The sequence below is a fragment of the Streptomyces sp. NPDC101194 genome (assembly GCF_044767885.1).
Taxonomy (GTDB): Bacteria; Actinomycetota; Actinomycetes; order Streptomycetales; family Streptomycetaceae; genus Streptomyces.
Genome location: NZ_JBIWOS010000003.1, coordinates 719133 through 738575, shown reverse-complemented (window position 1 = coordinate 738575; position 19443 = coordinate 719133). Strand labels below are relative to the sequence as shown.

The 19443-nt window shown below is 72.6% G+C and carries 17 protein-coding genes; 13 read left to right on the top strand and 4 right to left on the bottom strand.

The features are described from left to right. Positions 1 to 12: 12 nt before the first annotated feature. The 6 genes from ACIRP2_RS16285 to ACIRP2_RS16260 are packed head-to-tail and all read left to right on the top strand — an operon-like array spanning position 13 to position 5634. The gene (locus tag ACIRP2_RS16285) at positions 13 to 936 is read left to right on the top strand and encodes an ornithine carbamoyltransferase (protein ID WP_404250683.1); all 924 of its coding nucleotides are present in this window, start codon (positions 13 to 15) and stop codon (positions 934 to 936) included. Next, a complete protein-coding gene (locus tag ACIRP2_RS16280; protein ID WP_404250681.1) occupies positions 933 to 2201 on the top strand; it encodes an MFS transporter in 1269 nt (422 codons plus the stop codon). The genes ACIRP2_RS16285 and ACIRP2_RS16280 overlap by 4 nt, the downstream gene beginning before the upstream one ends. A 7-nt stretch (positions 2202 to 2208) precedes the next feature. Next, positions 2209 to 2955, top strand: coding sequence for a thioesterase II family protein (locus ACIRP2_RS16275; protein WP_404250679.1), 747 nt, complete (start codon positions 2209 to 2211; stop codon positions 2953 to 2955). A 4-nt stretch (positions 2956 to 2959) separates the two neighbouring features. Continuing rightward, positions 2960 to 3895: a TauD/TfdA family dioxygenase gene (locus ACIRP2_RS16270; RefSeq protein WP_404250677.1), complete on the top strand. Its 936-nt coding sequence runs from the start codon at positions 2960 to 2962 to the stop codon at positions 3893 to 3895. Between the two features lie 45 nt (positions 3896 to 3940). Then, on the top strand, positions 3941 to 4714 hold the full coding sequence (locus ACIRP2_RS16265) for a 4'-phosphopantetheinyl transferase family protein (protein ID WP_404250675.1): 774 nt from the start codon (positions 3941 to 3943) through the stop codon (positions 4712 to 4714). After that, positions 4711 to 5634, top strand: a complete 924-nt coding sequence (locus ACIRP2_RS16260; RefSeq protein WP_404250673.1) for a TauD/TfdA family dioxygenase — start codon at positions 4711 to 4713, stop codon at positions 5632 to 5634. The genes ACIRP2_RS16265 and ACIRP2_RS16260 overlap by 4 nt, the downstream gene beginning before the upstream one ends. 64 nt (positions 5635 to 5698) lie before the next feature. On the opposite strand, the gene ACIRP2_RS16255 is transcribed toward ACIRP2_RS16260, so the two are convergent. From ACIRP2_RS16255 to ACIRP2_RS16240, 4 genes are all read right to left on the bottom strand, one after another. Continuing rightward, the gene (locus ACIRP2_RS16255; RefSeq protein WP_404250671.1) at positions 5699 to 8152 is read right to left on the bottom strand and encodes an FtsX-like permease family protein; all 2454 of its coding nucleotides are present in this window, start codon (positions 8150 to 8152) and stop codon (positions 5699 to 5701) included. After that, positions 8146 to 8883, bottom strand: coding sequence for an ABC transporter ATP-binding protein (locus ACIRP2_RS16250; RefSeq protein WP_404250669.1), 738 nt, complete (start codon positions 8881 to 8883; stop codon positions 8146 to 8148). The genes ACIRP2_RS16255 and ACIRP2_RS16250 overlap by 7 nt, the downstream gene beginning before the upstream one ends. Positions 8884 to 9043: 160 nt before the next feature. Further along, entirely contained in the window at positions 9044 to 9559 is a 516-nt protein-coding gene (locus ACIRP2_RS16245; protein ID WP_404250667.1) for a DedA family protein, read from the bottom strand. 117 nt (positions 9560 to 9676) lie between these two features. Beyond that, entirely contained in the window at positions 9677 to 11548 is a 1872-nt protein-coding gene (locus ACIRP2_RS16240; protein WP_404250665.1) for a BTAD domain-containing putative transcriptional regulator, read from the bottom strand. Positions 11549 to 11825: 277 nt separating this feature from the next. Between ACIRP2_RS16240 and ACIRP2_RS16235 the strand changes: the two genes are divergently transcribed. From ACIRP2_RS16235 to ACIRP2_RS16205, 7 genes are all read left to right on the top strand, one after another. Then, the gene (locus tag ACIRP2_RS16235; RefSeq protein ID WP_404250663.1) at positions 11826 to 13124 is read left to right on the top strand and encodes a sensor histidine kinase; all 1299 of its coding nucleotides are present in this window, start codon (positions 11826 to 11828) and stop codon (positions 13122 to 13124) included. After that, on the top strand, positions 13088 to 13756 hold the full coding sequence (locus ACIRP2_RS16230) for a response regulator (protein WP_404250661.1): 669 nt from the start codon (positions 13088 to 13090) through the stop codon (positions 13754 to 13756). Before ACIRP2_RS16235 ends, ACIRP2_RS16230 begins: the two co-directional genes overlap by 37 nt. A 145-nt stretch (positions 13757 to 13901) precedes the next feature. Continuing rightward, complete coding sequence (locus ACIRP2_RS16225) at positions 13902 to 14354, top strand: phospholipase (RefSeq protein WP_404250659.1); 453 nt, start codon at positions 13902 to 13904, stop codon at positions 14352 to 14354. A gap of 270 nt (positions 14355 to 14624) precedes the next feature. After that, entirely contained in the window at positions 14625 to 15563 is a 939-nt protein-coding gene (miaA, locus tag ACIRP2_RS16220; RefSeq protein WP_404250657.1) for a tRNA (adenosine(37)-N6)-dimethylallyltransferase MiaA, read from the top strand. A gap of 107 nt (positions 15564 to 15670) precedes the next feature. Next, complete coding sequence (locus ACIRP2_RS16215; protein WP_404250856.1) at positions 15671 to 16120, top strand: hypothetical protein; 450 nt, start codon at positions 15671 to 15673, stop codon at positions 16118 to 16120. Positions 16121 to 16238: 118 nt separating this feature from the next. Continuing rightward, a complete protein-coding gene (gene dapF, locus ACIRP2_RS16210; protein ID WP_404250654.1) occupies positions 16239 to 17111 on the top strand; it encodes a diaminopimelate epimerase in 873 nt (290 codons plus the stop codon). 140 nt (positions 17112 to 17251) lie between these two features. Further along, positions 17252 to 19408: a RelA/SpoT family protein gene (locus ACIRP2_RS16205; RefSeq protein ID WP_404250652.1), complete on the top strand. Its 2157-nt coding sequence runs from the start codon at positions 17252 to 17254 to the stop codon at positions 19406 to 19408. Positions 19409 to 19443: the final 35 nt, after the last annotated feature.

Below are 19443 nucleotides of genomic sequence, written 5' to 3'. Positions count from 1 at the left end.
CAGGAGGACACCGTGGCCCACGTACGGCATCTGATCTCCATCGACGACCTCACCGACACCGACCTGCACACCCTCGTCGCCCGTGGCGCCGCCTTCTCGGCGGGTGGCGCGGGCCGCCCCGCCCCGCTCACCGGGGCCGTCGTCGGCGTCTACTTCAGCAAGACCTCCACCCGTACCCGTACCGCCTTCTCCAGCGGCGCACTGCGGCTCGGCGGGCAGATCGTCCCGTACGGGCCCGGCGACCTGCAGCTCAACACGGGCGAGACGAGCGAGGACACCGGACGCGTCATGTCCCGGATGCTCGATGTGCTGGTCGCCCGTACCGCGGGCGACCCCGCCGAGATGCGGGCCTGGGCGGCGCAGGACCGGATGGCGGTCGTCAACGCCATGAGCGCGGAGGAGCACCCCACCCAGGCGCTCACCGATCTCACCACCCTGCACCGGCAGTTCGGCCGCATCGAGGGACTGCGTGTCCTGTACGTGGGCGAGGGCAACAACACCGCCTCGGCGCTCGCGCTCGCCCTGACCCGCTTCCCCGGCGCCACGCTCGAACTGCGCACCCCGCCCGGATACGGCCTCGCCCCGTACTACCGCGAGCGCGCCGCCGAGCAGGCGGCCCGGTACGGGGCCACGTTCCGGGAGCGGCACGACATGGACGAACCGCCCGCCGACCAGGACGTCGTCTACACGACGCGCTGGCAGACCACCGGCTCCAGCAAGCCCGACGCCGACTGGCGGGACGTCTTCGCGCCGTTCCAGGTGACCGCGGCCCTGTGGGAGACCAGCCCCAAGGCGGTCTTCATGCACGACCTTCCCGCGCACCGCGGCGACGAGGTCACCGCCGAGGTGCTCGACGGCCCGGCGAGCATCGCCTTCGCGCAGGCCGAGAACAAGATGCACAGCGCGATGGCGGTCCTGGAGTGGTGCAGGACATGACACTCGTGGACGGTGCGGCGCAGGGGGCCGGGGCACCGACCGGGCCGTTGCGCCGCAACCGGGAGTTCCTGCTGCTGTGGTCGGGGGCGAGCATGTCGTTCCTGGCCGCGCGGGTCACCACCGTCGCGTATCCGCTGATCGTGCTCTGGCACACCGGCTCGCCGCTCGCCATGTCCGCGGTGACCACGGCGGCCCTGCTGCCCCTGCTCCTGGTGCAGTTGCCCGCCGGGGCCCTCGTGGACCGCTGGGACCGGCGCCGGGTGATGCTGGTCTGCGAGGCGGGCCGGGTGCTGGTGGTCGGCGGCGTGGCGCTGTCGCTCGCCGCCGGCCGCGTCTTCGTGGCGCACCTGGCGGCGGCCGCGTTCGCGGAGGCGTCGCTCTCGGTGTTCTACCGGCTCGCGGAGCGCGGTGCGGTACGCAATCTGGTGCACCCGGACCACCTGCCCGCCGCGCTCGCGCAGAACGAGGCGCGCGGGCGCGCGGCGGGGCTGCTCGGCCAGCCGGGCGGAGTGCTGCTGCACTCGCTGGGCCGCTCGTTCCCCTTCGGTTTCGGGGCGCTCGGCTATCTCGTCTCGCTGCTCTCGCTGCTGTTCATCCGCAAGGAATTCCAGACGGAGGAGACCGGCCGGCGGGACGGCTCCCGGCTGACCGGCGAGGTCGCCGAAGGGATGAGGTGGTTGTGGCGTCAGCGGTTCCTGCGCTCCGCGCTCGGCTATGTGGCCGGTACCAACGTCCTGTTCCAGATGCTCGCGCTCGCCCTGATCGTGCGGGTCAAGGAGTCGGGGCTGTCGTCCTCGGCCCTCGCGGTGATCGTGGGCATCGGCGGCGTCGGCGGACTGTGCGGGGCGCTGGCCGGCGGCAGGGTGCGGCGCCGGATGCGCCAGCGCACCCTGCTGATCGGCGGAGCCGCAGCCTGGGCGCTGCTCATCGGCGCCATGGCCCTGACCGCGCACCCGGTGCTGCTCGGCGCCCTGTACGCGGGAACGGGATTCGTCGGCGCCGTGTTCAACGTGGCCGCCGCCGTCTACCAGGTGAGCATCACACCCGACGCGTTCCAGGGCCGGGTCGCCGCCACGGCGACCCTCATCGGCTCCGGCACCAACGCGCTCGGGTCCTTCGCGGGCGGCCTGCTGCTCGCGGCGTGGGGCGCACTGCCCACCGTCCGCGTGATCGCCGCGGCCATGGCCGTGCTGGCCCTGCTCGCCGTACTGGCACCGGACTTGAAGCGAGAGGTGACACATGAACCGGTCAAGGGGAGCGAGTGAGCGGACGGTGCGCGATGAGCCGTGGCTACGGCGCTACCCGGCCCCGTCCGGGCGGCCGCGGCTGCGCCTCGTCTGCTTCCCGCACGCGGGCGGCAACGCGCAGCTCTTCCACGGCTGGCCGGCGCGCCTGCCGTCCGACGTGGAACTGCTCGCGGTGCGCTACCCCGGCCGCCAGGAGCGGCTGAGCGAGCCCTGTGTGGAGTCCATGGCCGCGCTCACCGACGCCGTCGACGCCGCCTTGGTGCCCGAACTCGACGTGCCCCTGGCCCTGTTCGGGCACAGCATGGGCGCGTCCGTGGCGTACGAGACGGCCCTGCGGCTGGAGCGCCGGCACGGCGTCGTACCGCGCCGCCTCCTGGTGTCGGCCCGCTCCGCACCGCACCGTGCCCGCCCCACCGGACTGCATCTGCGCGACGACGACGACCTGGTCGCCGGGGTGCGCAGGCTCGGCGACCTGGGCTCGGAGGCGTACGACATCCCGGAGCTGCGCGAACTGCTGCTGCCCGCGCTCCGCGCCGACTACCGGCTCATCGAGGACTACCGGCCCGCGTCGCCACCGCCACGGGTGTCGGCGCCGGTCACCGCGTACCTGGGCCGCGACGACCCGGGCTGCTCCCGCGAGAACGTCCTCGCCTGGTCCGAGCTCACCTCGGCCGGGGACTTCGCTCTGCGCACCTACCCGGGCGACCACTTCTACCTCGCTCCCCGCGAGGCCGAACTGGTCGCCGACATCACCAAGGATCTGGAGGCATGAACCCATGACGCACACGCAGGCCTGGACTCCCCTGGAGATCGAGACCGAGGGCATCGGCGGCTGCGAGGAGCTCGTCGAGCGGATCACCGGCATGGGAGAGGAGTTCGGCAAGCTGCTCGTGGCGGAGAAGGGCCTGGTCTTCCGCGGCTTCGGAGTCACCCCCGCGGACCTGGACCAGGTGCTCGACACGCTGCTGCCCAACCGGCTCGCCTATGTGCACGGCAACTCGCCGCGCACCAAGGTCGGCAGCAACGTCTACACGTCCACGGAGTACCCACAGGAATTCACCATCTCCATGCACAACGAGATGAGTTACGCGCACGCCTGGCCGTCGCGGCTCGCCTTCTACTGCCAGGTGCAGCCCGGCAGCGGTGGCGCGACACCCGTGGTCGACGCGGCCGTGTGGCTCCGGTCCCTGGACGCCGAGGTGCGCGAGGCCTTCGCCGACGGCGTGCGCTACGTCCAGAACCTGCACGACGGATACGGCTTCGGCAAGAGCTGGCAGGACACCTTCGAGACGACGAGCCGGGCGGAGGTGGACGCCTTCCTCGACCGGACCGGCGCCACCTGGGAGTGGAAGGCGGACGGCGGCATCCGCGTCTCCTCGCTGCGCCCCGCCACCACCCGGCACCCGGTCACCGGTACCGAGGTGTGGTTCAACCAGTCCGACCAGTGGCACCCGGCCGGGCTCGGGGACGACACGGCCGGCGCCCTGGCGCAGATCCTGCCCGAGGACGAGCTGCCGCAGAACGTCACGTTCGCCGACGGCAGCCCCATTCCCGCCGAGTACGTCGCCCAGATCCGCGACCGCGGCCTGGAGCACGCCGTCGACGTGGACTGGCGCCCCGGCGACCTGCTGCTCATCGACAACGTCCTGCTCGCCCACGGACGGCGCCCGTTCACCGGCGACCGCCGGGTGCTCGTCGCGATGTCGGACTGACTTCCGTGGGCGAGGACCACGGACCCGGAAGAACGGACTGAGGCGATGACAGCCGCATACGAGTACCTGAGGGACCGCGACGCGGCCCACATCTGGCACGGCAGGGCCCCCGACGAACCCGCGCCCGGCGACGCCCTCCTGCTCGGCGAGGACGAACTGCGCAGCGTGCGGCGGATGTCCTCGCGGGCCGCGGTGCGCTACACCGCTTCGCACGCGGCACTGCGCAGGGTGCTCGCCCGGTATCTGGACGTGGCGCCGCAGGAGGTCGCCTTCGGGCGCCGTCCCTGCCCGCGCTGCGGCCACCCGAGGCACGGCAGACCGCGCGTCGACGGACCCGTCACCGACCTGGACTTCAACTTCTCGCGGTCCGGGGGGCACTGGCTGCTCGCCGTGGTCGTCGGCCGGCAGGTCGGAGTGGACGTCGAGGACGGGCGCCGCCTCGACGTCGAGGGGGCCTCGAAACTCGTGATGAGCGCATCCGAACTCGCGCACGCCCGCTCCCGGCCGGACGAGGCGGCGCGCCTCGACGCCTTCTTCCGTGCCTGGACGCGCAAGGAGGCCGTCGTCAAGGCGAGCGGCGTCGGCATCATCACGGACCTGAAGGCGGTCGACGTGCAGCCGCACCGGGACGGCCCCGTCGTCGTGCGGCACACGGAGCCGACGGGCCCCGGCACCTGGCTGGTGCAGGACCTGCCGACGGCCGACGGGGCGTTCGCCGCGCTGGCCCGCGAGGCGGGCTCGACGGGGCCGGTGGAACTGTGCGACTACGAGGAACCGCGGAACGAGGAGCGGCAGTGGAGAGGGGTACTGGTCCCATGACCGCGATCGAGTACACGGCGGATCCGGGCACGAAGGTGCACGAGTACATCGCCGGGAACCGGACGAAGCTGCGGCGGATCCTCGGCGAGCGCGGGGCGATCCTGCTGCGCGGCTTCGAGGTGGGCGGCGTCGACGGATTCGACGCAGTGGTGCGGGAGTTCTCCGGCACCGCCCCCCTGAGCTACACCGAGCGGTCCTCGCCCCGCTCCACCATCAAGGGCCGGGTGTACACGTCGACGGACTATCCGGCCGACGAGGAGATCTTCCTGCACAACGAGAACTCGTACCAGGCCGTCTGGCCGCTCGCGCTGTACTTCTACTGCGTCGAGCCGGCCCTGACCCGGGGCGCCACGCCGCTCGCCGACATCCGTGACGTGTACCGGTCCATCGACCCCGAGGTCCGCGAGGAGTTCGCCCGACGCGGCGGCTGGCGAGTGGTGCGCAACTTCCACGCCGACTTCGGAGTGCCGTGGCAGGAGGCGTTCAACACCCGTGACCGGGCCGCTGTCGAGGCGTACTGCCGGGACAGGGGGATCTCGCCCGAGTGGCGCGAGGACGGCGGTCTGCGCACCACGACGACGCGGGACGCGGCCCACACGCACCCGGTCTCCGGGGAGCGGGTCTGGTTCAACCACGCCACGTTCTGGCACGTCACTTCGCTGGCGCCGGAGGTGCAGGAGGGGCTGCGGGAGATCTTCCCGGACGAGGACCTGCCCACCAACACCTACTTCGGCGACGGCACCCCGATCCCGGACGGGACGGTCGCCCATCTCAGGGCCGCCTACCGCGCGGCGACGACCCGCTTCGACTGGCGGCGCGACGACGTGCTGATCGTGGACAACATGCTGGCCGCACACGGCCGGGAGCCGTTCACCGGGCCGCGCAGGATCGCGGTGGCGATGGCCGAGCCCTCGGCCTGAACCCGGGTGCGCGAAGGGCCGGGCACCGACCTCGTGAGGTCGGTGCCCGGCCCTTCGCGTTGGCTCACTCCCGCATGCCGGCCAGCTCCACCGCCCGGCGCCGCAAGGAGAACCAGGCCGGGGTCATCGCCGAGACGACGGCCAGAACGGCGCAGGCGCCGACGGTCGCGCCGAGCGTCGACCACGGAACCTCGATGCTGGTCCACACGTCGAGGATGCCGAGGGCACTCCAGATCCCGAGCAGATTGAGCGCGGCGACGAGGAGACCGAGCACCCCGCCGACCGCCACCACCATCAGGGCCTCGGCGCCGACCAGCCGCAGCACCTGCCACTCGGTCGCCCCGGCCAGACGGAGCACCGCCAGGTCGCGCACCCGGTCGGACGTCGCCATGACCAGGGTGTTGGCGAGGGCGATCCCCGTGTAGAGGAGGGCGATGCCGAGGACGAGCAGGAAGCCCAGACGGGTCGTCCGGTTGGTCTCCGGGTAACTCGCCCGCACCCACTGTTCCTCGGAGCGCACCTGCCCGCCGCCCGCGACGGCCGTGCGCAGCCCCGCGGCGACCGAGGTGGCGTCCGCGCCGCCCGCGACCTTCACGTCGACCCGGTCGACACTCGCGCCCGGGGCGTTGCGCGGAGTGACGTAGACGCCGTTGTTGCCGGTGCCGGTGCGCATCACCGCCGCGATCCTCAGCGACTTCTTCGTGCCGTCCCCGAGCCAGACGTCGACGCGCTGTCCGACGGTGTGCCGCGCCCACTCCTCGTTGACGATGATCGAGTCGTCGCCGAGATCGGCGACGCGGCCCGACGCGATCGGCAGCCGCGTGGTCCGGGCGAGCATCGCCGGATCGGCCGCCCGCGCCTCGGACTTGATGAGCGCCACGCCGTCCTCCAGGACGTAGACGGCGCTCGCCGAGGTCGCGGACACCTCGGCGCCCTCGACCTTCCGCAGCCGTTCGACGGTGGCGGCGTCGAAGCCGGCGGGGCCCGCGGGCGACACCACGTAGTCGGCGGCTGCCTGGTCGCGCGTCTCGGTGGCCTTGGCCTCGTTGAGTGTCGCGGTCGCGCCGAGCAGGGAGCCCGCGAGGGCGACCGTGACCAGGACGGGGGCCGCGATGGCCGCGGTGCGACGGATGCCCGCCGCCGCGTTCTCGCGCACCAGCATCCCGCCCGCGCCCGGAAGCTGGGCCGGGAGCCAGGCGACGATCCGGGTCAACGGGCGCACCAGGACCGGCGCGAGCAGGGCGACCGCGGTGATCAGGAGCATCGGGCGGCTCACGTACGTCTTGCGGTGGAGCAGTTCGCCCGGCTCCGTGGACAGTGCCATGGCGAGCGTCACGACCGCGGCGAGCAGCAGGCCCCCGCCGAAGAGCCAGCGCCCCCAGGTCATCGTCCTGGTGTCCACGGACGCCTCGCGCAGCGCCTGGGCCGGGCCGGTCCTGCCCGCCCGCCACGACGCGGCGACCACTCCGCAGAGCGCCACCAGCAGGCCGGTCCAGAAGGCCATGTGGTACGGCCAGGTGTAGTCACCGATGGTGAACCAGCGCGGCGCCAGATCACCGTCGACGACCCACCGGGCCAGCCGGGGGGCGCCGTACGAGCCGAGGACACAGCCGGCGGCCGACGCGAGGACACCGACGAGCAGCGCCTCGGCGAAGACCATCCGGCGGATCTGCCCGGGGGTCGCGCCCGCCGTGCGCAGCAGACCGAACTCGCGGCGCCGCTGGGCGACGGCGAACGCGAACGTCGATGCCACCACGAACACCGATACGAAGCCGGTGACACCGGCGGCCGTGCCGAACATGGCGTTCATCGCGACCAGGGCCTCACTGTCGCGGTCCGGGTCGGCGTCCGCGAGCCTGCGGTCGTCGCCCGTCAGCACGCGCACACCCGGGCTGTCCCGGGCCGCCCGGCGCACCGCGTCCGCGTCGGCATCGACCACCAGTTGGACGCTGTGCGGCGAGAGCCGGGCGGCCCGCGCGTCCGTGAAGAAGAGCGCGTCCTCGAAGCCGAGCCCGGTCACGGTGCCCGTGACCCGCACGGTGCCGCGGTCCGTGGCGATGCGCTGCCCCACAGCGGCCCAGTCGCCGCCGGCGACGACCTGGTCGGCGGCCCGGGGCGCGTGCCCCTCGCCGATCCGGTACGGGGCGAAGGCGGCGGTGGACCAGGGATGGCCCACCAGGTCACCGGGCCCGCCCTCGGCGCGTACGGCGAACGAGCGGTCCTCGACCACCCGGCCGAGCTCGCGCAGCTTCACCACGAGGGCGTCCGGCACGGCGCGCGGCTCGGCCAGCTTCTCGACCCGGTCGCCGATCCGGGTGGGCACCCGGAGCTCGTCGGCGCCCTTCACCACGACCGGCGCGGCGGCGAACCGCTCGGGCCCCCGCTCGGGCGCGTCGAGCGAGGAGGCGAGGGCCAGCCCCATGACGGCGATCAGCGCGACGCCGAGCGACAGCGCGACGAAGCTGCCGACGAAGGTGATCCAGCGGGTGCGCAGGGTCCGCAGGGCGATGCTCAGCACGGCACGGCCTCCAGCTTGGTCATGCGGGCGGCGATCTCCTCGGCGCCCGCACCGATCAGCTCGCCGTTGACGCGCCCGTCGACGAGGAAGACGACGCGGTCCGCGTAGGCGGCGGCCACCGGATCGTGCGTGACCATGATGATCGTCTGCTGCTCCCGGTCGACCATGCCGCGGAGCAGGGCGAGCACCTCGCGGCTGGTCTGCGAGTCGAGCGCGCCGGTCGGCTCGTCGCCGAAGAGCACTTCGGGGCGGGTGATCAGGGCCCGCGCCAGCGCCACGCGCTGCTGCTGGCCGCCGGACATCTCCGAGGGCCGGTGCCCCGCGCGTTCGTCGAGGCCGACCTGGCGCAGCACCTCACGGACCCGGTCCCGCGAGGGACGCCGCCCGGCCAGGCGCAGCGGCAGCGCCACGTTCTGCTCGGCGGTCAGCGAGGGCAGCAGGTTGAACGCCTGGAACACGAAGCCGATGCGGTCGCGGCGCAGCAGGGTCAGCTTGGTCTCGCTCAGCCCGGTCAGTTCGGTGTCGCCCACGGTGACCGAGCCCGAGGTGGGCCGGTCGAGCCCGGCCGCGCACTGCAACAGCGTCGACTTGCCCGAACCGGACGGGCCCATGACGGCGGTGAACGTGCCCTTGGGGAAGCCGAGAGAGACCTGGTCGAGGGCGGTCACCGCGCCGCCCCCCGACCCGTACTGCCTGCTCACGGAGCGCAACTTGATCGCGTCGTCAGTCATCTTTCCACTCATTCGGTGTCGGTCACCCCGCACATCGGGCGGGACGGATGGTCGGGAGCGCGTCGGCCACCTTGCCCTGGCCGGGCCGTTGCCGGGCGGCCAGGAGGCGGTGCGCGGGGTGCAGGAGGCTGCGACGGCAGGAGGTTGCACGCGGCACGGGTCAGCCCGGCCCCGCGGGGCCCATGGCGTACCCGATCAGGACGAAGGCGGGCGCCCACACGGCACTGCTGACCAGGGACCAGCCCAGGTAGCGGCGCAGCGGCATCCGGGTGGCCCCGCACAGAGCCGGTACGAGGGTGCGCAGGACGGCGGTGAAGCGGCCGAAGAACACCGCCGCACCGCCGCGCCGTTCGATCAGCGCCAGGGCCCGTTCGGTGGAGCGCTGCCACCGCCCGCCGTCCGGGATCCGGCTCAGGACCCGGGTGGTCCAGCGTCGTCCCACCGCGTAACCGATCAGGTTGCCCGCGACGGCTCCGGTGACCGCGGTCAGCAGAGCCGCCGCCACGGTCACCCGGCCGTGCCAGGCGAGGACCCCGCCCATCAGCACGGCGGTCTGCCCGGGCATCAGCGCACCCACCAGCGGCAGCGCCGCCTCCAGCGCGGGCAGGAGCAGCACCGCCGCCAGAACGCCGAGGCTTCCGTACACCAGCGTGTGCTCGGTCAGCCAAGCCACCATCGGGATGCCGCCTTCCTCGCAACTTCGATGGCTCAACGAAACCGTGTCGCGGGGGGCCGGCGCAGTGCGGCAGGACCGAGACCTGGGGTAGGGCCAGGCATACCCTCCGCGTTCGGTTCAGCTCGCCCCGGTGAACGTCCGGTTCGCGACGAGCGCGAGCCCTCCGGAATCCAGGGCGGCCAGCCGGACCAGTTCGTGGAACCGGTAGTGCGGTTCACCCGCCGCGTCGACGCCCGACATCTCCAGGAGCGACTTCTCGACGAGGCGCTCCAGGAACTCCTCGGTCGCCGACTCGGACCTGCAGAGCAGCGGCGCGGCAGCCGACGCGGAGAACACCGCGGGGCCGCAGGAGGCGAGTGCCCGGGTGAACTCCAGCTCATGAGGGGGCAGCAGACGCAGTGCGGAGCCGAGGCGGCCACCGATGTCCAGATCGCCGACATGCAGTTCCGCGAGGCGCGTCACCGGCTGCGCGAGATTGCGGGCGAGGCGGGAGGCGGGCCAGTGCGGCCGCGCGGCGAGCCGGGTGGCGGCGGCCCGCAGCGCGAGCGGAAGCCCCCCGCAGGCGTCGACCAGGGCCCGGGAGGCCTGCGGCTCGGTGACGATGCGGGAGACCCCGGCGATCGCGGAGAGCAGGGCGAGCGACTCGCTGCCGTCCATGGGGTACAGGGGAGTGGTGCGGAAGCCCGGCACCGCGCTCTGCCTGTTGCGGCTGGTGACGAGGACGGCGGCGTCCGCCGTGGCCGGAAGCAGCGCGTCGAGCTGGAGCTCGCTCGCTGCGTCGTCGAGGAGAAGGAGGAGCCTGCGCCCCGCGGTCCTCGTGCGGTAGAGGCGGATCAGTTCGTCGAGCTGGAGCCGGCCGCCGTCCGGGGAGAGCAGGGCCTCGGGCCGCTCGCCGAGCGCCCGCAGCAGATGCGTGAGCACCTGTCCGGAGTCCTTGACCGTGCCGTCCCGGTGGCGCAGCCGCGCGTGGAGCAGCCCGTCGGGGAACCCGGCCGCGACGGCGTGCGCCACCCGCACCGCGAGCGCGGTCTTGCCGACGCCCGCCATCCCGGAGATCAGCAGTCGCCGTGGCCGCGAACCGGCACGCCGATCCGCCGGGGTGTCGGTCAACTGCGCGCACAACTCGGTGAACTGGCTCTTCCGGCCGGTGAAGTCCGCGATGTCGGGCGGCAGCATGACCGGTGACATCGGTGCGACGGCGGAGGCGGGTCGGGAGTGCGGGGCCGAGGTGGGCAGATGCGCCGGCTCGGGCCGCAGGCTCAACTCGCCCGACAGGACCGCCTGGTACTTGGCCGTCAGTTCGCTGCCCGGATCCACCCCGAGCTCCTCGGCGAGCACCTTGCGGCCCTCGTGGTACGTGCGCAGGGCCTCGGCCTGCCGCCCGCACCGGTACAGCGCCGTCATCAGCTGGCCGCGCAGCCGCTCACGAACCGGGAACTCGCCGACCAGACCGGTGAGTTCCGGGACGAGTCGCCGATGACGCGCCAGTGCCAGATCGGCTTCGATGCGGTGCTCCACGGCACTCATCCGCGCTTCCTCCAACTGCGGTAGCTCCGCCTCGGCGAGATAGGGCGTCACATTCGCGAGCGCGGGTCCCTGCCACAGGTCGAGCGCGCGCCGCAGCAGCTCCTCCGCCTCCGCGAACCGCCGTTCCTCCAGGGCCTTGCGACCCTGCCGGTCGAGCCGCTCGAACTCGACGGCGTCGACCGTCGAGCCCTCGGCGATCAGCTGATAGCCGGGCTGCCTCCGGACCAGTTCGACGCCGGGCCCGAGCAGCTTTCTGAGTCTCGATATGTAGGTGTAGATCTGGGCGTTCATGGTGACCGGTGGCTCCCACCCCCACAGCAGCGAGCTCAGCCGGTCGTCTCCCACCACCCGTCCGCGCGCCAGAAGCAGCACGGCCAGCACGGTGTGTGCCTTCGATCCCGACAGTGCGATGCGACGTGTTCCCTCTCTTGCCTCGACCGGTCCCAGAAGCTGGAATTCCATGTGTGCCCCCCTTGTACGGCCGTGGCCGCCCTGTGCGGCCACGGCCGATCAGCACGCCGGAGCGTGAACTCCTGGCCATTGTTCGGCCAAGATGTGGCGGAATTGAGCCTTCGGAAATGGCAACAGGCTGCGGTGGCAAGTCCTTGCCGCCGCCCTTGCTGGTCCGGCCGCCACCGCCGTGCACGCGGCCTCACCGGGGAAGGTGGGGCCTGCCCTACCCCTGACGTGCCCACTGGACCGATGGCCGGGCCGGTTTCGCGCCTTCTAGGGTGACGCCATGCACCCTCGGAATGTGTGGCAGGCCATGACCGGGCCGGACTTCCTGCGTTCGGCCTGGCCCTGGCGGTCGGTGGCGTACCTGGTCACCGGCGTGGTGGCCGGTGCCGTCGCGCTGGTCTCGATCGTGACCGCGGCCGCGGTCGGCGGGGTACTCGCCGTCGTCCTGGTGGGTCTGCCGCTCCTCGTGCTCTCGGCGCTCGGCGGGATCCCGGTGGCGTCCGTGGAACGGCGCAGGCTGCGCCTCATCGACCTCGATGCGGCCGCCGACCAGCACCGCACGCCGTCCGTGCCGGGCCTGTGGGGATGGCTGCGCACGCGGCTGCGGGAGCAGGTGACCTGGCGTGAACTCGGCTACGCGCTGCTGTTCGCGGTGGTGCTGTGGCCGCTCGACGCACTCGCCGTCGTGGCGGGCCTGTTGTGCCCGGCGTCGATGGCCGCCACGCCGGTCCTGCTGGCGACCCTCGGGGACGGCCGGGAGACGAAGGTGCTCAAGCAGTGGACGGTCACCACCTGGCCGCAGGCGTTCGGTGTCGCCGTGCTCGGAGTGGTGCTGCTCGCGCTGGGCGCATACCTGCTGGGGCTCGCGGCCGGGGCGCGGGCCGAGCTGACGCGCCTTCTGATCGCCCCGAGGGACGCCGGCCTGGGTGCCAAGGTCACCGAACTCGTCCGTTCCCGGGTGCGGCTGGTGGACGCCTTCGAGACGGAGCGGCGTCGCATCGAACGCGATCTGCACGACGGGGCGCAGCAACGCCTGGTCGCGCTGACGATGACGCTCGGCCTGGCCCGTCTCGACGCACCCCCGGGGCCGCTGGCCGACCAGCTCGCCAAGGCCCACGACGAGGCGGGCCAGGCGCTCACGGAACTGCGTGAACTCATCCACGGCATCCACCCCAGGGTGCTCACGGACTACGGCCTGGAGGCGGCGGTGGCGGACGCCGCCGACCGCTCGGCGATTCCGGTCGACACGGCCCTGCGGATCCCGGATCGACTGCCCCAAGCGGTGGAGGCCGCGGCGTACTTCGTCGTGTCCGAGGCCCTGGCCAACGTCGCCAAGCACAGCGGGGCCGGCCGCGCCGAGGTCAGCGGCGGGCACCGGGACGGACGGCTGGTCCTGGAGGTGCGCGACGACGGCCGGGGCGGTGCGAGCGCGGAGGGCGGCAGCGGGCTCACCGGACTCGCGGACCGGGTGTCGGTCCTGGATGGCAGACTTGTCCTGTCCAGCCCGCCGGGTGGGCCGACCCTGTTGCGTGTGGAGATTCCTTGCGACCCCTACGAGCGGACCGACCCCTCCGTGTAGTTCTGGCCGAGGACAGCGTGCTGCTGCGCGAGGGACTCATCGGTCTGCTGACCCGCTGCGGCCACGAGGTGGTCGCGGCGGTCGGGGACGCGCCGGGGCTGCTCGCCGCGGTCGCCGAGCACCACCCGGACATCGTCGTGACCGACGTGCGGATGCCGCCCGGCTTCCAGGACGAGGGCCTGCACGCGGCGGTCCGATTGCGCGAGAAGCAGCCGACGTTGCCCGTTCTGGTCCTGAGCCAGTACGTGCAGCGGGCCTACGCCTCCGAGCTGCTCGACTCCGGCGACGGATCGGGTGTCGGCTATCTCCTCAAGGACCGTGTCGGCCAGGTCGAGGAGTTCGTGCACGCGCTGGCCGAGGTCGCCGACGGCGGCACCGTCGTCGACCCCGAGGTGGTACGCCAGTTGCTGCGCCGTCGCCGGGACCCGCTGGAGCGGCTGACGCCGCGTGAGCGGGAGGTGCTCGCCCTGGTCGCCCAGGGCAGGTCGAACGGCGCGATCGCCCGCGAGCTGGTCGTCTCCGAGGCGGCGGTCGGCAAGCACATCGGCAGCATCCTCTCCAAGCTCGACCTGCCCCCGGCGGACGAGACGCACCGTCGGGTGCTTGCGGTGCTCGCTTTCCTGAGGGCCTGACACCTGCCCGGTCTCCAGGCCCTCCTCGGCGGCGCGACCGGCCGATATAGCTCCAGCGCACATCCGTCGTATGCCCGTGGCGGAAGCTGGGCGCGCCCCGACGAACCCGCGTCGCGGTCGCCCTCACCCGCCATGGAGGACATTCATGCGTCGGCACATCCCCGTCTCGCTGGCCGGCACGGCACTCGCCATGACCGTCGCCCTGCTGTCCGCGACCCCCGCCTCGGCCGCCCCCGCCGACAAGGACGCGGTCCTCGCCCGCTGGACCCAGTCCGGTGCGACCAGCTATGACGCGTTCTTCGCGGCCCGCGCCGACCAGGGGGCCTGGAGCGCGTACGGCTTCGACTGGTCCACGGACTACTGCACCACCTCGCCGGACAACCCTCTGGGCTTTCCCTTCCGGAACGCCTGTGCCCGCCATGACTTCGGCTATCGCAACTACAAGGCGGCCGGCTCCTTCGGCGCCAACAAGTCCCGACTGGACGACGCCTTCTACGGCGACCTCAAGCGGGTGTGCGCGACCTACTCGGGCGTGAAGAAGACCACGTGCGACGCGACCGCCTGGACGTATTACCAGGCGGTCGACAAGCTCGGCTGAGAACGGTCGGAAGGTGTTCGTGAGCGCCTTCCGGGGCCGGCCCCGTCCTTCCCCGGCCCCATGCCGGTGCGGCCGGGTCCGTCGGCCGACGGACGCGCGTGCGGGGTGGCGCGGGCCGGTGCCGTCGGCACGGCCGGTCCCGCCTCTCCGCCTCGCCCGGACCCCGCCGCGGCCGGGAGGCGCCCTCTTTTCCTCATTTCCTCATCCTTTATGGATTTCTTATGTTTGATCCCGTGAGATTCAGGTCCGGAGGTTTGCGAGACTGGGGCGGTGAGAAGCTCAGCTCCCGCGCCGCGGGTCATCGCCGTCGTCGGTCCCACTGCGGCCGGAAAGTCCGATCTGGGGGTATTCCTTGCTCAGCGGCTCGACGGTGAGGTGGTCAACGCCGACTCCATGCAGCTCTACCGGGGCATGGACATCGGCACCGCGAAGCTGACGTCCGCCGAGCGCGGAGGCATTCCGCACCGGCTGCTGGACATCTGGGACGTCACCGAGACCGCCAGCGTTGCCGAGTACCAGCGGCTGGCCCGTGCCGAGATCGACAGGCTGCTCGCCGCAGGCCGCACCCCCGTCCTGGTCGGCGGCTCCGGCCTCTATGTGAAGGGCGCCATCGACGCCCTGGAGTTCCCCGGTACGGACCCCGACGTACGGGCCAGGCTGGAGGAGGAACTGCTCGAACGCGGCTCCGGTGTGCTGCACGCCCGCCTCGCCGCCGCCGATCCCGAGGCGGGCCGGGCCATTCTGCCCAGCAACGGTCGCCGAATCGTCAGGGCCCTCGAAGTCATCGAGATCACCGGCAAGCCCTTCACCGCCAACCTCCCCGGTAACGATGCGGTGTACGACACCGTTCAGATCGGCGTCGACGTGGCCCGCCCCGAACTCGACGAACGCATCGCCCTGAGGGTCGACCGGATGTGGGCGGCCGGACTCGTGGACGAGGTGCGCGCCCTGGAGGGGCACGGGCTGCGCGAAGGACGCACCGCGTCCAGGGCGCTCGGCTACCAGCAGGTGCTGGCCGCGCTGGCCGGGGAATGCACCGAGGACGAGGCGCGCGCCGAGACCGTCCGCGCCACCAAACGATTCGCGCGCCGTCAGGACTCATGGTTCCGTCGCGACCCGCGCGTCCACTGGCTGAACGGCGCGACGGAGCACCGCGGGGAACTCCCGGGCCAGGCGCTGGCGTTGGTCGAACGGGCGGTTACAGCCTGATCACGTGATGGCATCGGGAAGCCCTGCCCGTCATTTCGGCGGCCGGGACCGTGCCATCATCGAGCATCGATCGACCAGTGGAGTCCGAGTTGGGAGGGCGCGTGGCGATGGAGGCCGGCCCTCGCGACACGGAACAAGACGCATTGGACATGCCGCACGAGGCGGTACGGCTGAGCCCCGACGGCCCCGACGGCCCCGACGAGCCCGAGGCGACCCCCGAGGTCGAGGTCGAGTTGCGGCCCGCGCGGCGGCTGCGCATCTGGCAGCTCGCGCCGATTGTGATGCTCGCCGCCGTGGGTTCGCTGATGTTCGCGTTCCCGCTGGCCTTCGAGTTCGGCGACGGCGGGCCGGTCGTCGCCATGCTGGGCCTGCTGATCAGCTGCTGCGCCGCGGGCTGGGGGATGATGGCCGCCCGCCGCGTGGGCCACACCTGGCCCGGACTGCCGCAGCGGGGCTCGGGCGAGCGCTCCGACTGGCGCGTGATCGCCCTGTACGTCGTGGTGTGCGCCGCGCTGGTCTCCCTGGCCGTCTGGCGTGTGGCACGGCTGCGCCACTGACGGAAGGTGTGCCCGGCCGTGCCGCCGTCCGGTCGCCGCGACGCTCCGTCCCCACCCCCGTGCGCCGTAGCGCGGCCCGCTTTCGCCGACCGCCGGTGACTCCTCGTACAGTTGCCCTGTGAGCACATCCCGGATCGCCTTCCTCAAGGGCCACGGCACCGAGAACGACTTCGTGATCGTTCCCGACCCGGACAACGCCGTCGACCTGCCCGCCTCCGTCGTCGCCCGGCTGTGCGACCGCCGGGCCGGCATCGGCGGTGACGGACTGCTGCACGTCGTACGGTCCGCCGCGCACCCGGAGGCGCGGGCCATGGCGGGCGAGGCCGAGTGGTTCATGGACTATCGCAACGCCGACGGTTCGATCGCCGAGATGTGCGGCAACGGCGTACGTGTCTTCGCCCGCTGTCTGCAGCGCGCCGGTTACGTCGAGGAGGGCGATCTCGCCGTCGCGACCCGCGGCGGCGTGAAGAAGGTGCACATCGCCAAGGGCGGCGACGTCACGGTCTCCATGGGCCGCGCCGTCCTCCCCGAGGACGGCGTCACGGTCAGCCTGGACGGCCGCAGCTGGGACGCCCGCAATGTGAACATGGGCAATCCGCACGCGGTCGCCTTCGTGGACGACCTGGCGCACGCCGGTGATCTGCTCGCCGTACCGCCGTACAGCCCCGCGTCCGTCTACCCCGACGGCGTCAACATCGAGTTCGTCGTGGACCGCGGACCGCGCCACGTCGCGATGCGGGTCCATGAGCGCGGTTCCGGCGAGACCCGCTCCTGCGGGACGGGTGCCTGCGCCGTGGCCGTCGCCGCGGCCCGCAGGGACGGGGCCGACCCCGCGGAGACCGGCACCCCGGTCACGTACACGGTCGATGTGCCCGGCGGCACCCTCGTGATCACCGAGCGGCCGGACGGCGAGATCGAGATGACCGGAGCCGCCGAGATCGTCGCGGAAGGCATGATCGACCCGGCCTGGCTCGAAACGCCGATCGCCTAGACCTTCGCTCGAATGGGTGATCCGTTTCACGCTGAGCGAGAGCAGGACTCCGCCACGTGGTGGGCTCGGTAGCATCAAGCACCGGCCCGGAGGCGCGACCGCACCTCCCCACCGCCGGTCGACGCCGCCGGAGGTGCCCCATGAGCGCAGAGGCCACCGATCCAGATGTGCCCGTCCGCAGGCGGGGCCGTCCCCGGATCGATCTCCGCAGGCTCGGCCGCGTCGCGCTGCTCGGCCCCGTCTCCCGAGACCGGCTGCCCGACGCGATCGGCCATGTCGCCGAGGCCCACCGGGCCCACCACCCCGACGCCGACCTCTCCGTCCTGCACAGGGCCTACGTGCTCGCCGAGTCCTCGCACCGCGGGCAGATGCGCAAGAGCGGCGAGCCGTACATCACGCACCCGCTCGCCGTCACGCTGATCCTCGCCGAACTCGGCGCCGAGACCACGACGCTCACCGCCTCCCTGCTCCACGACACGGTCGAGGACACCGACGTGACCCTCGATCAGGTGCGGGAACAGTTCGGCAAAGAGGTCTGCTACCTCGTCGACGGCGTCACCAAACTCGAGAAGGTCGACTACGGGGCGGCGGCCGAACCCGAGACGTTCCGCAAGATGCTCGTAGCCACCGGGGACGACGTCCGGGTGATGTCGATCAAGCTCGCCGACCGGCTGCACAACATGCGCACCCTCGGCGTGATGCGCCCCGAGAAACAGGTCAGGATCGCCAAGGTCACCCGTGACGTGCTGATCCCGCTGGCCGAACGGCTCGGCGTACAGGCCCTCAAGACCGAGCTGGAGGACCTCGTCTTCGCGATCCTCCGCCCCGAGGAGTACGAGCACACCCGCGCGCTGATCGCCGCCGCGTCGGCGCGGCCGGACTCCTCCTCCGCCGCCGCGGCCGTCCGGGACCCGCTCGCGGCCGTCGCCGAGAGCGTGGCGACGGTGCTGCGGGAGGCGGACATCCCCGCCGAAGTCCTCATCAGGCCACGCCACTTCGTCTCCGTGCACCGGGTCAGGATCAAACGCGGCGAACTGCGCGGCACCGACTTCGGCCGACTGCTGGTGCTCGTCGGTGACGACGCCGACTGCTACGCCGTGCTCGGCGAACTGCACACCTGTTTCACCCCGGTCGTCTCCGAGTTCAAGGACTTCATCGCGGCACCCAAGTTCAACCTGTACCAGTCACTGCACACCGCGGTCGTGGGCCCCGACGGGGCGGTCGCCGAAGTACTCATCCGTACGCACCGGATGCACAAGGTCGCCGAGGCGGGTGTCATCGCCCTCGGCAACCCGTACGCCGCGGACAGCGGTTCCGGCACCCAGGCCGTCGAGCCCGCGGACGGGGAGCGCGCCGACCCGACCCGGCCCGGCTGGCTCTCCAGGCTCCTCCAGTGGCAGCAGTCCGCCCCGGACCCCGACACCTTCTGGACCACGCTCCGCGCCGACCTGGCCCAGGACCGCGAGATCACGGTCTTCCGCACGGACGGCGGCACGCTCGGGCTGCCCGCCGGAGCCAGCTGCGTCGACGCCGCCTACGCGCAGTACGGCGAGGAGGCGCACAGCTGCATCGGCGCCCGGGTCAACGGCCGGCTCGCCACCCTGGGCACCGTGCTCAGCGACGGCGACACCGTGCAACCGCTGCTCGCCGAGGACTCCGCCTCCGGCCCGTCGCCCGACTGGCTCGACCACGCGCGCACCCCCGCCGCCCGCATCGCCATCACCGGCTGGCTGGACGCCCACCCCGAGGGCACCCGGGGCGCGCACAGCAGCAGTACCGCGGAGCCCAGGTCCGAGCCGCAGCTCCAGGAAACCGGTGGCCCGGGGGGTGGTGGGGCCGAGCCCCGAACCGCGAGCGCCGTGGTGGACCGGCCGGACGCCGACGTACGACTCGCGGGCTGCTGCACGCCCGTGCCCCCCGACGCCGTCACCGGATTCGTCGTGCGAGGCGGCGCCGTCACCGTGCACCGGCTGGAGTGCTCCACGGTGTCCCGGATGCGCTCCGTCGGCCGGGTTCCGGTCGGGGTGAGCTGGGGAGACGCGGTCGGCTGCCGCGTCACCCTGGTCGCCGAGTCCTTCGGACGGGCCCGGCTGCTCGCCGATCTCACCGAGGCGATCGCGACGGCGGACGCGGCGATCATCTCCGCCACCGTCGAACCACCCAGCGAACAGCGCGTCCGGCACACGTACACCCTGCAGCTCGCCGACGCCGCCGGACTTCCGGCGCTGATCCGCGCGATGCGCGACGTACCGGGGGTCTACGACGTGAGCCGCGCCCAGCACCCCGCCGTCGTCTGACGCCCGCCGCCGTCCGGCCCCGCCGCGCAGCCGTC